At 58.9% G+C, this 12,761-nt stretch carries 13 protein-coding genes; 11 read left to right on the top strand and 2 right to left on the bottom strand.

What is annotated here, in order from left to right; translation table 11 throughout:
• Positions 1 to 172 precede the first annotated feature (172 nt).
• Both ACYQ04_RS08120 and ACYQ04_RS08115 read left to right on the top strand, forming a co-directional pair.
• Positions 173 to 1,189 carry a DUF835 domain-containing protein gene (locus ACYQ04_RS08120; RefSeq protein ID WP_460128735.1) on the top strand — a complete coding sequence of 339 codons (1,017 nt, stop codon included), beginning with the start codon at positions 173 to 175 and terminating at the stop codon, positions 1,187 to 1,189.
• Between the two features lie 71 nt (positions 1,190 to 1,260).
• Positions 1,261 to 3,741: a hypothetical protein gene (locus tag ACYQ04_RS08115; RefSeq protein WP_460128733.1), complete on the top strand. Its 2,481-nt coding sequence runs from the start codon at positions 1,261 to 1,263 to the stop codon at positions 3,739 to 3,741.
• Here ACYQ04_RS08115 and ACYQ04_RS08110 read toward each other — a convergent pair.
• Together ACYQ04_RS08110 and ACYQ04_RS08105 are read right to left on the bottom strand one after the other, a co-directional pair.
• Positions 3,738 to 4,805, bottom strand: coding sequence for a M24 family metallopeptidase (locus tag ACYQ04_RS08110; protein WP_460128731.1), 1,068 nt, complete (start codon positions 4,803 to 4,805; stop codon positions 3,738 to 3,740). The two genes, ACYQ04_RS08115 and ACYQ04_RS08110, sit on opposite strands and share 4 nt — an antisense overlap.
• 32 nt (positions 4,806 to 4,837) lie before the next feature.
• The gene (locus ACYQ04_RS08105; RefSeq protein ID WP_460128729.1) at positions 4,838 to 5,467 is read right to left on the bottom strand and encodes a phosphatase PAP2 family protein; all 630 of its coding nucleotides are present in this window, start codon (positions 5,465 to 5,467) and stop codon (positions 4,838 to 4,840) included.
• Positions 5,468 to 5,582: 115 nt separating this feature from the next.
• On the opposite strand from ACYQ04_RS08105, the gene ACYQ04_RS08100 reads away from it, so the two are divergent.
• The 9 genes from ACYQ04_RS08100 to ACYQ04_RS08060 all read left to right on the top strand — a co-directional run bounded on the left by ACYQ04_RS08100 (position 5,583) and on the right by ACYQ04_RS08060 (position 12,741).
• Entirely contained in the window at positions 5,583 to 6,167 is a 585-nt protein-coding gene (locus ACYQ04_RS08100; RefSeq protein WP_042692979.1) for a 50S ribosomal protein L15e, read from the top strand.
• A 129-nt stretch (positions 6,168 to 6,296) separates the two neighbouring features.
• Positions 6,297 to 6,752 carry an RNA-binding protein gene (locus tag ACYQ04_RS08095; protein ID WP_460128727.1) on the top strand — a complete coding sequence of 152 codons (456 nt, stop codon included), beginning with the start codon at positions 6,297 to 6,299 and terminating at the stop codon, positions 6,750 to 6,752.
• Positions 6,752 to 7,390 carry a Ribonuclease P protein component 3 gene (locus ACYQ04_RS08090; RefSeq protein ID WP_460128725.1) on the top strand — a complete coding sequence of 213 codons (639 nt, stop codon included), beginning with the start codon at positions 6,752 to 6,754 and terminating at the stop codon, positions 7,388 to 7,390. The genes ACYQ04_RS08095 and ACYQ04_RS08090 overlap by 1 nt, the downstream gene beginning before the upstream one ends.
• A gap of 192 nt (positions 7,391 to 7,582) precedes the next feature.
• Entirely contained in the window at positions 7,583 to 8,689 is a 1,107-nt protein-coding gene (locus ACYQ04_RS08085) for a cystathionine gamma-synthase family protein (RefSeq protein WP_460128723.1), read from the top strand.
• Positions 8,679 to 9,476 (top strand): methylenetetrahydrofolate reductase C-terminal domain-containing protein, encoded by a 798-nt coding sequence (locus ACYQ04_RS08080; RefSeq protein WP_460128721.1) that lies wholly within the window; start codon positions 8,679 to 8,681, stop codon positions 9,474 to 9,476. Before ACYQ04_RS08085 ends, ACYQ04_RS08080 begins: the two co-directional genes overlap by 11 nt.
• A complete protein-coding gene (locus ACYQ04_RS08075; protein WP_460128719.1) occupies positions 9,476 to 9,733 on the top strand; it encodes a hypothetical protein in 258 nt (85 codons plus the stop codon). Before ACYQ04_RS08080 ends, ACYQ04_RS08075 begins: the two co-directional genes overlap by 1 nt.
• Positions 9,730 to 10,659, top strand: coding sequence for a uroporphyrinogen decarboxylase/cobalamine-independent methonine synthase family protein (locus tag ACYQ04_RS08070; protein ID WP_460128717.1), 930 nt, complete (start codon positions 9,730 to 9,732; stop codon positions 10,657 to 10,659). The genes ACYQ04_RS08075 and ACYQ04_RS08070 overlap by 4 nt, the downstream gene beginning before the upstream one ends.
• Before the next feature lies 1 nt (position 10,660).
• Positions 10,661 to 11,671 (top strand): methionine synthase, encoded by a 1,011-nt coding sequence (locus ACYQ04_RS08065; RefSeq protein ID WP_460128715.1) that lies wholly within the window; start codon positions 10,661 to 10,663, stop codon positions 11,669 to 11,671.
• Positions 11,671 to 12,741 carry an aspartate kinase gene (locus ACYQ04_RS08060; RefSeq protein WP_460128713.1) on the top strand — a complete coding sequence of 357 codons (1,071 nt, stop codon included), beginning with the start codon at positions 11,671 to 11,673 and terminating at the stop codon, positions 12,739 to 12,741. The genes ACYQ04_RS08065 and ACYQ04_RS08060 overlap by 1 nt, the downstream gene beginning before the upstream one ends.
• Positions 12,742 to 12,761 lie beyond the last annotated feature (20 nt).

Here is a 12,761-nt window from a genome sequence, read left to right as displayed (position 1 = left end):
GAGCGGGAGTCAAGAATAGGGGGGTTATCGATGAAATCAGGCACCGGTGTGATTCCAGCGGAGAAGACACTCCCCCCTCATCGGCATCGGTGCGAGTAACGGCTTTGAGTATTTAAGGTTTTTGGGCTTTTTGGCGGGAAACGTTAAATAGGCCCGCGTGATATCCAACCACATGAGGGGGTTTTTGGACGCCGAGGTTCTCATGCTCGCGGTCAGCCTCGCAACGTTCGGCTATCTGACGCTTCGCGCCCTTTGGGAGAAGTCCAGAACGCTTTTTTCGGCCTCCGCCGGTTGGGCGTTCCTCTGCGTTCACGTTGTCCTGAGGATACTTGGCCATCCCTCCTTCGCAGAGGTGTTTCTGTACTTTTTCGCCCTTGGGGTTTCCCTCTACGTAGTCCTCCTCGTCATCGAGATGCACCCATCTAAGACGTCCCTCTTCGCCCTCTACCTCCTTGTTCCCGTCTCTCACGTGGTCTATCGTATCATTGGGGTTCTGGGTTACAAAGTTCCCAAGGGTGTCGGCGGGATAGCGAGCGACTCCGGGGTCATGCTCCTAATAACTGCGTACGTGGCGTATCGCGTCTTCAAGCGTCCTTGGCTTTCTCTTTCAATGATTCCGGTGGCAGTTGTTTTTCTCGGCTACAAGGTTCTAAGGGGAACTTTCTTGGGTCTCTCACTCATGGCCGTTGGTGCCGTCGTTTTCTCGATTGCGACGATTCGTGTTACCCGCGAGGGGCTCTTCAAGGGTGGGAAGGCTCCGGAAGTCGAAACGAAGGGGCTCGTGCTCGTTGAAGGGAGAAATCTAAAGTCCATCCTCGACAAGTACCGGGACTCGCCCGTCCTGCTCCTCACCCGTGAGGAAGGCGAATTTCCGGAGAACTGGTCTGTGTTCCGAGTTTCAACGGTTCCCTTCGAGAACTCCATCCCCCCAACGGCCCTTGAAAAGATAAGGCACTTGATAGTTCAGTATCTCCTTGAGGCAAAGAAGAGCGGGTTCAGGGGACTCGTGGTAATCGACTGCCTCGATTTTCTGCTCCTCTACAACGATAAACTCGCGGTGTTGAAGTTCCTCGGGGATGTACGGGACCATGCGATGGTAAACGACGGGGTGGTATTTGTGGGTCTCAGCGAGTCAGTAGACGAGCACACGAGGCGGCTCATTGAAAAGCTGAGCGATGAAAGGCTGTAGCACAACCCTTTTATACGTCGTGCCTTTGTACCTTCTGGTGAGATGTTATGAGAAAATTCGCGGTGCTTTTGATGATTATCCTCATGACTCTGCAAAGTGTTAACGCGTGGGTGCTCGTCGAACGGGCCCAGCCTGGCAACGGGACTGTCGTGCTCTCAGTTTCTGCTGGGTACTCGTGCAATACACAGCGGGGCTGTTCTCCGCTCCGTCCCCTTTACGTTCTCTACGACGGAACCTCCTTCAGGATGTTGCCCCCGTCCGTTGGGGATTTTTCAATCGTCGGCTACATCAATGGGAGTTGGATTCTCCTCGGAGGCAACGAGCGCAGGTACTGCCTCGCCTACAACGGCAGTGGCTTTAAGGTCCTGTTCTCCGTGAAAACAATTGATTATATGCCCGTGTGGGCAAAGGTACTTGGAAAAAGGCTCTACGTCTACGTTGAGCGCCTTCCCAACGCCACGAGGGGAACCGCCGTCACTTCCGTCTACGAAGTTTCCCTGAACGGGAGTTCTACGTTTCTGGGAAGCGTCGAGGGAGAACCGAGCGGGATAGCATTCAGGGATTTCCTCTTCGTGCGGACCGTTCCGTTGAGATTCACCTGGCGCCGCTACAACTACTACGTCTTTTTCAATGGAAGTTTTCGGTGGCTTGCAAGCGGAAAGGTGTGGCTCGACTACTTCAACGGCACCCTCCTACTCCTGGAGTGGGGAAGAACCGAGCTCAATGAAACGCTAATCAATGCCCTCGGCTTCAGGGTGGATGCCCTGAAGGTCAAGACCCCAGAGATGAGCCTCGGCTGGAACGGAACCTGGTACATCTACCCGAACACGACCTTCGCGCTCAGCGAGGTCCTCTTCAAAGGGCGCCCCCTGAGACTCTACTCTCCCAACGGCTCCCTCCTCGGCGAGTACTACGTCTCGGCTCCTGGAGCCGGCGAGGTCTACATCGCGAACCCGAGAGGTTTCGTGAGGCTTAACGGCCTCTCGTGGTACACCGACAGGGACACCGGTGAGTGGTTGCCCCTCTCCGGCTACGAGAGCTTTGGGTGGCCCGTTGCGTTCGATGGGAGGCACGTCTACCTGTACTGGAACGACACCCTCTACATCTGGGAGAGGGGCACTGGCGAGAGGCGCTCGCTCGAAGTTGGAAAGCCCTACCTCCAGCTGACGCCGGCTGGGAGATTTCTCTTACTCTACAGGGGTGAGATGGGCGCTGACGGCGGCGTGTCAAACGCCCTCTACGTGTACTCCAACGGCTCACTGAGGAGCGTTCTCGACCAGCTTGAAGGTCTGTTCAGCTCGAACGAGAGTGCCCCCAGGGCCGAGGTTACCGCCCTCTTCTCAAACGGCACCTCGGCGTTCGTTGCCATCCAGATTGGGAACGGTACCTACCTCTACACTTTCAACGGAACGTTTAGGTACGCTGGTCCCTATTACCCGGTCTCGTGGATGGGTGTCGCCCTGCTCAAGGGCAGGGACGGCTACTACGTCTTCAACGGGAGCTGTGTTAAACCCGTGGGGCTCAACATCTACCGGGCAGCCGGAAGGTACGTCCTTGTTAAGAGTGGAAGCAAGAACTGGACCCTCTACTTCTACAACGGCGGCTTCCTAAGGCTCGGCTCCTTTAGGGGATGGGTCTACTTCCGCCCGGCACCCGGCGGGGTTCTCCTGCGGAACAACGAAACGTACTACCTGGCAATCAACGGACGGCTGTATCGGCTTCCCCTGAAGGGCGACTTTGAGCACTACGTTTCCGTCGCCTGCAACTCCAGCGGTGAAACCTGCTTCATCGCCTACAACTTCGAGCCGAGGCCGGGGTTCTTCAACGCCACCCTCTACCTCTGGAAGCCCGGCGAGCTCAAGAAAGCCGGAACGGTCAACGGCCGTACGGAGGTCCTCGGCCTCACGCCCTCCGGCTGGGTTCTCAGGTCTTCTCACTTCGGGAACGAGACGGCGACGGTTTACCTCTACGACGGCAGGCTGAGGCCGATTATCGAGACAGACTTGTTAACGGAAGCGTACGTTGTTGGGAACTACCTCGTGGTTTCGAACCTCAGCCTCCCCGTGCGTCCGGAGCAGATAGTCTACCTCCTGAAGAACGGCGTTGAGTACGTTGGAACCTTCCAGTCAAACGGAACCTCGTACCTCTCGGTGGACGGCAGACTTCTGATAGGCGATAACGGACGGATTCTCACCGTGCCGGGGAACGCGACGGTGCCCATCAACGGGACAGTGTACCACATGGTTCACTTAAAGAACGGGGTGATGATAAGCACGGATTCTAGCCTGTACCTCTATCAAAATGGACGGCTCATCGAGTACAGTTTGCCGGAGAAGCGTCCCGTTGAGGGAGTCCCTCTCTGCAGGAAAACCGAGAAACGGAAGAACGGAGGGACCGAAACCAGGCCGGCTGAAACCACGACACAGTCGTTTGAAAAACCCACGGAACCTACACCTTCGACCAGCGGAACCGGCGGGACTCCGTGGGGTGTCCTCTCCGTTGCGGCGATTGTCACAGCCGTGGTTCTCTTTGTGCTCTGGAGGAGGCGCTAAACCGAAATCAGCTCCCGCTCAGCCTTCGTCAGCCTCCTCCCCCTTCCCTCCACGACCACGTCGTCCTCTATTCTCACCCCGCCGAGCCCCGGGACGTAGATTCCGGGCTCTATCGTGAATGTCATTCCGTTCTCGAGGACGACCTCTCCGTCGGGCCCGATGTAGGGCTCCTCGTGGACATCTAAGCCCAATCCGTGACCGGTTCTGTGGGTGAAGTACTTCCCGTAGCCGGCCTCCTCTATGGTTCTCCTCGCGGTTCCGTCGATTTCCTTCGCCTTCGCGCCCTCCCTGACAGCCTGGAAGGCCCTCTCCTGCGCCTCCCAAACAACCTCGTAAATCTTTACAAGCCTCTCGTCGGGCTCGCCGAGGGCTATCGTTCTCGTTATGTCGGAGCAGTAGCCCTTCCACCTCGCCCCGTAGTCGAGTATCACCATGTCACCTTTCCTCAGCTTCCTCTCGCCCGGCTCGTGGTGGGGATTGGCGCCGTTCTCACCGGAAGCGACTATCGGCTCGAAGGAAATCCCATCCGAGCGCTCCCTTATCGCGAGCTCTATCTTTAAAGCCAGCTCCCTCTCGGTCATTCCAACCAAATCCCAGCCCAGAATCTCCTCGAAGACGTCATCAACGACTTTGGCGGCCCTCTCCATGAGCCTTATCTCCTCTGGGTCCTTCCTCATCCTGAGCTCCCTAATCACAACGCTCAGAGGATAGGGCCTCATCCGAACGGTTCTGTTAATCTCTATGAGCCAGTCGGCGCGCATGGTGTTCTCGATGAGGATTTTGCCGTCGCTTATGCCGAGCTCGTGGGCAATCGTCGCGAGCTTCGCGTAGGGGTTCTCGCCGTCGCGCCAGAAGGTAACGGGCACGTCACCTATGACGTTCTCGTAGAGGCTCGGAACGAGGAGGTGAAACTCCCCGTCGGCGTTTAAAGCCAGAATTGTCGGCCTTTCACCGGCCTCGTGGATTCTGATTCCGGTCAGGTAGTAGAAGTTCGAGCCCGGACTGACGAGCGCCCCATCAAATCCCCTCTCCTTCATCAGCTTTGCGAGCTTTCCGATTCTCATACCACCACCGGGGTTTATTTTTCCTGCCCGCCTTAAACCCTTTTCTCAATTCTCACCGCGACGAGAGCCACGAGGAAGCCCGCTACCGCATCCCAGACCCAGTGTTCACCGAGGAGAACCGTCGAGATTGGGACGAGCGCGAGGAAAACTGCGAGCGGGACGGTTTCCTTCCTCCTAACTTCCAGAACCGAGAGCAGGCCGATGAAGGCCAGCGTGCAGTGCGGAGAGGGGAGAACGAACTCGGGCCGAGCGGTCCAGTCGTTGGGCGCGTAGCGCTCCGGAAGGGTGTAAACGACGTGGGGCGCGTGAACGTGGAATACCAGAAAAGAGAGGGCCAGGATTCCGAAGCCAAGGGCGAACCTGAAGGCGAGCCTCTTCGCCCGCTCCGGGTCGGCGAATGTGAAGTAGAGGGCCGGGAGCCAGAAGCTACCCGCGAAGCCGGCCCTATAAACCGCCCTCATAAGCGCGTGGAGGCAATGATGGGAGACCGTCCAGCTCACGAGGGAGTACTCGAAGCTGTAGGACGTTAGTGGAAGGTTGAGGAGGGAACGGGTAACGTCTGCGCTCCAGCGCCCTACGAAGGGGTAGACTAAGGCGTAGGCGTCCCAGGAGAGGTAGACTACGAGGAAGAGTAGGATGAGCCCCAACCGTTTTCCCGTCATCGACGTTAGTCCTCCGCAACCCTTAAAAACCAATCCTCGAAACTCGACCGACTAGGCGGGTTCGCCCGCGGGATGTTCCGCTCTGCGGAGAACCACAAACGTGGGAGGGAGAAAGATGGGAATGTACAAGTATATAAGGGAAGCCTGGAAGAGCCCCAAGAAGAGCTACGTGGGAGAGCTCCTCAAGAAGAGGATGGTCAAGTGGAGGAGAGAGCCGGTCGTCGTTCGCGTCGAGAGGCCGACGAGGCTTGACCGCGCTCGCTCGCTCGGCTACCAGGCCAAGCAGGGCTACGTCGTCGTTCGCGTTCGCGTCAGGCGCGGTGGAAGGAAGAGGCCCAGGTGGAAGGGCGGAAGGAAGCCGAGCAAGATGGGTATGGTCAAGTACTCACCGAAGAAGAGCCTCCAGTGGATAGCCGAGGAGAAGGCCGCGAGAAAGTTCCCGAACCTTGAGGTTCTCAACTCCTACTGGGTCGGCGAGGACGGAATGTACAAGTGGTTCGAGGTCATAATGGTCGACCCGCACCACCCGGTCATAAAGAGCGACCCGAAGATAGCCTGGATTGCCCTCAAGCCCCACAAGGGTCGCGTCTTCCGCGGTCTCACGAGCGCCGGCAAGAAGGGCCGTGGTCTGAGGAACAAGGGTAAGGGCGCCGAGAAGGTCAGGCCCAGCGTGAGGGCCAACAAGGGCAAGACCAAGTGATTTCCTTCCCTTTTCTCTTCAGTTTAACAGTTCTCAATAAACTGTTACTGCCGTTTCTGGGAGATAACGAGAGGGTGACTGCACTCACCTTTTTAAATCCCTCCTCCAAAGGAGTTCGGGTGAGAGAAGATGACGCTCAGGGCGCACCACGTCAGGCTTACAACCTTCATTCACGCGACCGAGGACGAGGACAAGGTCTTAGAGGCGATAGGAACCTTCATTCCCGAGGAGATAGACGACGAGGACGTTCACTTTGATATCGAGGAAACCACTGGCTTCTTCGGCAACCCGATTAAGGTCGTCAACGTCGAGATAAAGAGGAGCCGGGCAGTGAGAACTTTTCTCAAGCACTTCAAAGGGCTCCTCGACGAGAACGCGAGGCGCTACATCCTTGAAAACCTCGACGAGAAGGTCGACGACGAGGGAACGCTCTACGTCCGCTTCAACAAGCAGAAGGCTTACCTCGGTGAGGTAGAGGTTGACGAGGGAGGCGACACGATCCAGGTTAAGATAAAGGTCAAGGCCTTCCCGATGAGGAAAGAGGCCGTTGTGAAATCCGTGAGGGAGTGGCTGGAGGAGGAGTGATGAGGGACTACTTCATCGAGATGGACGTCAGGAGCGTGGAGGCCTACGAGTTAGCTAATGAGTGGTTCGACGAGGTAGTCTTCACGAAGAAGCTCGTTCTCGACAATGAGCCGGACTGGGACTCGCTTAAGGAGGAACTCCGAGAGCTCAGAAGGATCTACGGGAAGGTCGCGGTTCTGCTCGTAACGAGAAAGCCGAGCCTGATAAGGGCTTTCAAGGCCAGGAACCTCAGAGCTCTGCTCTACGTTCAGGGAGGCGACATGAGGGTCAACAGAATGGCAATCGAGGCAAAGGTTGACGCTCTGATAAGCCCCTGGCTCGGGAGGAAGGACTACGGCTTCGACCACACGTTAGCGGGAATGGCCGGCAGGAGGGGCGTCGCGATAGGGTTTTCCCTCTCACCGCTCTTGAGGGCGAACCCCTACGAGAGGGCCCTAACGCTCCGCTTCATGGCCAAGGTTTGGGAGCTAACGAGGAAATACCGCGTTCCGCGCTTCATCACGAGCTCCGCCGAAAGTAAATGGGAGGTTCGTTCTCCTAGGGACTTGATGAGCCTCGGGATAAACATCGGGATGGAGATTCCAGAGGCGAGGGCAAGCCTGAACTTCCACCCGCGTTCAATTCTCTCGCACCTTTGACGCATTTTAGTATTTCTACCGGAAACTACACCAATTTTTTAACAGATTTGTGTTGAAAAACGTCCCATTTTAAAGCCTTTTCAGGCCTTAACTGTAACCACTCAAAGTTGTATAACTAGCGAGAATATTTAATGCCAAAAAATATGTCGAAAATTATATAAACGTCGGCTTCCAGCCACCGACGGTGGTGACATGAGACCCCTCCACGAGCCGGTGTACATCACTGTCGCCTTCGCGCAGTACGGCGAGGCCGGGAAGTCGGACCGGGGATTCGACCTGAAGTACAGCAGGGAGGAGAACCCGACCGTCAGGGTGCTTGAGAGGAACCTCTCGGCCCTCGAGGGCGGGAGGGAGGCTTTGGCCTTCAACAGCGGCATGGCGGCGATAAGCTGCCTCTACCTCTCACAGCTCTCCGCCGGGGACGAGGTGGTCCTGCCGATGGAGGCCTACGGGACGACGGTTCAGCTCGCAGAGGAGCTGGGGAAGTTCGGGGTGAGCGTTAAGCTCGCCTACCCGAGCGCCGAGTCCATCGTCGAGGCGATTGATGAAGGAACTTCCCTCGTGCTCCTTGAAACGGTGACCAACCCGACGCTCAAGGTGATAGACGTCCCGGAGGTCGTGAAGGGGGCGAGGGAGGTCGGGGCGAGGGTCGTCGTGGACAACACGTTTTCCCCGCTCGTCTTCCGTCCCCTCAAGGCCGGGGCCGATGCGGTGGTTCACAGCCTCACCAAGTACATCGCCGGCCACAACGACGTTCTCGGCGGGGCCGTAATCCTCGGGGACCTCGACGTTTCAGGGCTCTGGCACTGGAGGCGGAGGCTCGGCTCGATAATCCAGCCCGTCGAGGCGTGGCTCGTCTGGAGGGGCATGAAGACCCTTGAACTCCGCTTTGAGAGGCAGAGCAGGAGCGCCCTCGCTATAGCGGAGTTCCTGAGCGAGCATCCGAAGGTTAGGAACGTGCACTACCCGGGGCTGAGGGACGACCCCCACCACGAGACCGCGCGCAGGCTCTTTGAGAGGGACCTCTACGGCGGCGTCGTCAGCTTCGAGCACGCCGGGGGTAAATCCGGGGCCTTAAGCTTCCTCCGTTCGCTGAGGAGAATCTTCCCGTCGCCCTCTCTCGGGGGTGTCGAGAGCATAGCCTCCTACCCGGCGAAGAGCGCCGCGAAAGTGATGCCGCCCGAGAGAAGGAAGCTCCTCGGAATCACGGACGGCCTGATACGCCTCTCTGTCGGCCTTGAGGACGAGGATGAGTTAATCGAGGACCTCGACAGGGCCCTGGGGGGTGGTGGCGATTAGGGTCTACTCCTGCCCCAAGAGGCTTCTCAACGGGCCCTGCGGCGGGGCCCTTGAGGGTGCCTGCGAGGTGGACGGGAGGCACTGCCCGTGGACCGGCCTGATAGAGCGCGTTCCACTGGAACCGTGGATGCTCTTTGAGGAGCACCCCCTGCTCGCGGAGCTCGAGGGGCTCGTCGAGTCCGACTCGGTGCCGAGGAGTTCCGCCTTCTGGAGAAAGCTCACGAGGGGGAAGGCCTTCACCGTCGAGTTCCCTGTGAAGGTAGTCCGCTCCAGCGAGGACCTCCTCCGGGTCCTCCGGACGCTTGAGGCTGACCTCGTGACGGTTCCAGACAATCCCCTCGGCTACCCCCACTTCGACCCCGTGGCCTTCGCGACGAGGCTGAAGGACGTTGGCGTGAGGGCCGGCGTCATGCCCCACGTGACCGCGAAGGACAGGAACCTCTCGGCACTCGCCTCGGAGCTCAGGACCGCGCAGCTCTTCGGCTTCGAGGCCGTGCTTCTGACGACCGGGGACTGGCCCGGGCTCTCGATGCCGAGCAGGCCGGTCTTCGACCTCGACTCCCCGAACCTACTCAGGCTTGCGAGGCTCGTATTCGCCGGCGTGATGCCGCCGGGTCAAAGGGTTCAGGTCGAGAGCCGCCCGAGGGTTGCTGGGACTATGAACCCACATTACCGGCCGAGGGTGGAGGCGAGGAGAACAATCAGAAAGCTCGTGGCCGGAGCGGAGGTTCTCTTCACCAGGTGGTTGCGAGGCGGGAGAGCGTCCTCTCAATCCGAGAGGTACTGATGGAGGTTGAAGATAAGACCGGGGCGGAGGTCCCGGTTGTCGTCTCGCTGCTCTACCCCCTGAGGGACGAGCTCAAGCCCTTCCTCAAGCGGATGGGTATACCAACGGGGGATGAGGGCTTTGGAGAGCTCCTTGAGGAGGTGAAATCCCTCGACGCGAAGGGCGGCGTTAACCTGATTCTACTCGCTGAAACCCTCGGGGAGTGGCTCTCTCTGTGGGGTGAGGTGAAAGAACTCGTGAGGGAGGTGTTTGGATGATAGTTCCGGCTCTAATAGGCAGCCTTCCAAGGCCTGTTTCGCTGGCCAAGAAGATTGAGCAGTATTCAATAGGGAGACTGAGCGAGGAAAAGCTCGAAGAGGCCTACAGGGAGCACACGAAGCGGACGTTCGTGAAGCTGAGGGAGGCAGGCATAAGGGTAATCACCGACGGCCTCTATCGCTGGGACGACATATTCAACCCGCTGATAAGGTTCATAGACGGCGTGGAGGTCAACGGCCTCTTCAAGTTCTACGAGAACAACTTCTTCTACCGCTCCCCAGTTGTTAAGGGGGAGCTCTCGCTGAGGGAGAACCCAATCCCGGAGTGGCTCAACATCGCGCTCGAGATAAAGGAGGAGGTTTACCCGGGAGCGACGCTAAAGGCTGTTCTGCCGGGCCCGGTCACACTGGCATACCACTCCATAAACGAGGCCTATAGAAGCCTTGACGAGTTGGCGGAGGCCTACGCCGGCGTTCTGGCGGAGCTCATAAAGGACCTTCCCGTCGGTCTCGTGGAGCTTCAGGAGCCGGCCTTAGCCGCGGAGCTCTCGAGGGCCACGAGGGAGACGAGCGACGCCGTTTCGCCGAAGACGGCGAAGGGGCTCATAGAGGACCTCGCGAGGGTGAAGGAGCTCTGGGTGGTTACTTACTTCGGCACCCCGAGGGTTCTTCCCGAGGGGGTTATAATGAACTTCGACCTCATCGAGGGCTCGGTTCCGGAGAAATACTCGGGAAGGCTCGGTCTCGGTATAGTGAACGCGAGGGAGACGAAGATGGAGAGGCGCGACAGGCTCGTGGACAGGCTCAGGCCATTCCTGAGGAGGTACAGGGACCTCTACGTCACTCCGAACACGCTACTCGACTTCCTCCCTGAGAGTGTCGCGTGGAGGAAACTGAAGCTCCTTGGAAGGCTCGGGGGTGAGTGAGGTGGAGCTTCGAATCCTTCCCACAAGCGTCATAGGGAGCTATCCAAAACCGAGGTGGCTCCTGCGGGCGTACAACCTCTACTCCCTGGGCAGGCTCCCGGAGGAGGACTTCAGGGAGGCCGTGAGGGACGCGAGCGTGGCCGTTCTCAGGGAGCACGAGAGGGCAGGTATAGACATCCCCTGGGACGGCGAGATGGGCAGGAGCGAGATGACCGAGCACTTCACGGCGAAGATAAAGGGCTTCCGCTTCTACGGCCCGGTGAGGGTGTGGGGGAACGCCTACTTCAACAAGGCGGCGGCTGTTTCAAAGCTCGAGTACAGCGAGCCCCTCGTGCTCGACGAGTTCCTGTGGGTTAAGGCCAACACGACCCGTGGGGTGGTGAAGGTCCCGGTAACGGGTCCCTACACCATAGCCGAGTGGAGCTTCAACGAGTACTACCCGAGCAAGGAGGAGCTCGCCTTTGAGCTGGCCAAAATCCTCAACAGGGAGTTCAAGCTCCTCGAGAAAGAAGGAGCGAACTTCATCCAACTCGACGAACCCGCGATGCTCAACCACCCGGACGAGGTTCCCATAGCGGTGGAGGCCATCAACAGGGCGGTGAAGGGGGTCCGGGTGAAGTTCGGCCTCCACGTCTGCTACTCCAACTACCACCTCCTCGCTGACCACTTCGACGAGCTGAAGGTTTCCCAGTTCGCCCTCGAGTTCGCCAACAGGAACTTCCGCGACATGGACTTCCTCAAAAAGCTTACCCACGGGGAGCTCGGCTTCGGTGCCGTGGATGTTCACAACCCGCGCGTCGAGAGCCCGGAGGAGGTCGCGAGGGCGATAAGGAAGGTGATGAACTACGTCGAGCCGGAGAGGCTCTACGTCAACCCGGACTGCGGCCTGAAGCTCCTCGACAGGAGGATAGCCTACCAGAAGCTCGTGAACATGGTCAGGGGTGTTGATATTGTCAGGAGGGAGCTCGCGAGAGAAGGAAAGGAGACCATACCATTCAGGAGGTCCGCCTGATGCTCTGCCCGGGGAGGAGGTTCGTCGTCAAGTTCGGCGGGAGCTCTGTCAGGAACCACTTCGATTCGGCGGTGTCCTTCGCCAGTCGTCTCTGGGACGCCGGAGAAGTCGCCGTCGTCGTCTCGGCAATAAAAGGGGTTACAGACGCCCTGCTGAGGCTCGCAGAGACAAGGGACGGCATCGAGGGCATAGAAGCGCTCCACAGGGACTTCGCGCTCAGGCATGGCCTCGACCCCTCAATCTTTTCACGCCTCCTCGGGGAGCTTGAGAGGAGCGTTGAGTCGAGGGCATCGTTTCCGTCCGAAATGGCCTTCAGGGACCACGTCGTTTCGTTCGGCGAACTGCTGTCGGCGAGGGCATTCGCCGAGGCCCTGTCCGCGATGGGAGTCCCCGTCGTGCTCTTCGACCCCTGGGAGGTCATAGCGACCGACGGCAACTTTGGGAACGCGGAGGTCAACCTCAGGGAGACGCTGAGGGGGAGTGCACCGGTCAGGGAGGCCATCGAGGAGGGCTTCGTGGTCGTTGTCCCGGGCTTCGTAGGCGGCTACCTCGGCCTCAGGACGACCCTCGGGAGGAACGGGAGCGACTACACGGCCGCGGTCCTCGGGGATGCTATCGGCGCAGACGCCGTTCTGATAATGGGGGGTGTCGATGGAGTCTACACCGCTGACCCGAGGAGGGTTCCCTTCGCGAGGCCGGTTCCCTTCATCTCGCGGGAGAGGGTGAAGGTGGCCTCGCTCCTCGGTATGAATGCCCTTCATCCAAAGGCCACCGAGTTCGAGGTCCCAATCCTCATAGGCAGGACCGACGACTGGGCCTTCTCGACGGTCGTCGGTGAAGCGGACTCGGGGACGCCGGTAATCACCCACAGGAGGGAGGGGGAACTCTTCAGGGTCTCTGTGGTGGGCGTTGACTCGGTTCCCGGCTACGAGGGTGAGAGCCGGGAGTTCAACGGCGTTAGAGTGGTCTCCTTCTGGGTCGAGCGCCACTCCCTCAGGGGCTTCCTCAACTCTCTCCACTGGGCCCTCTTCGGGAGGCGTAGAACGGCGCCCCTCGCGGTGGTCTCATGATGACCATTTCTTCAAATTTT

Source organism: Thermococcus prieurii (genome assembly GCF_054657655.1).
The sequence above is the reverse complement of the archived record's forward strand: the minus strand, read 5'-3'. Positions and strand labels throughout refer to the sequence as shown.

Bases quoted from the DNA above. Each gene is read 5' to 3' on its own strand.
- ACYQ04_RS08120 (WP_460128735.1), top strand. From the start codon at position 173: ATGAGGGGGTTTTTGGACGCCGAGGTTCTCATGCTCGCGGTCAGCCTC.
- ACYQ04_RS08115 (WP_460128733.1), top strand. From the start codon at position 1,261: ATGATTATCCTCATGACTCTGCAAAGTGTTAACGCGTGGGTGCTCGTC.
- ACYQ04_RS08110 (WP_460128731.1), bottom strand. From the start codon at position 4,805: ATGAGAATCGGAAAGCTCGCAAAGCTGATGAAGGAGAGGGGATTTGAT.
- ACYQ04_RS08105 (WP_460128729.1), bottom strand. From the start codon at position 5,467: ATGACGGGAAAACGGTTGGGGCTCATCCTACTCTTCCTCGTAGTCTAC.
- ACYQ04_RS08100 (WP_042692979.1), top strand. From the start codon at position 5,583: ATGGGAATGTACAAGTATATAAGGGAAGCCTGGAAGAGCCCCAAGAAG.
- ACYQ04_RS08095 (WP_460128727.1), top strand. From the start codon at position 6,297: ATGACGCTCAGGGCGCACCACGTCAGGCTTACAACCTTCATTCACGCG.
- ACYQ04_RS08090 (WP_460128725.1), top strand. From the start codon at position 6,752: ATGAGGGACTACTTCATCGAGATGGACGTCAGGAGCGTGGAGGCCTAC.
- ACYQ04_RS08085 (WP_460128723.1), top strand. From the start codon at position 7,583: ATGAGACCCCTCCACGAGCCGGTGTACATCACTGTCGCCTTCGCGCAG.
- ACYQ04_RS08075 (WP_460128719.1), top strand. From the start codon at position 9,476: ATGGAGGTTGAAGATAAGACCGGGGCGGAGGTCCCGGTTGTCGTCTCG.
- ACYQ04_RS08070 (WP_460128717.1), top strand. From the start codon at position 9,730: ATGATAGTTCCGGCTCTAATAGGCAGCCTTCCAAGGCCTGTTTCGCTG.
- ACYQ04_RS08060 (WP_460128713.1), top strand. From the start codon at position 11,671: ATGCTCTGCCCGGGGAGGAGGTTCGTCGTCAAGTTCGGCGGGAGCTCT.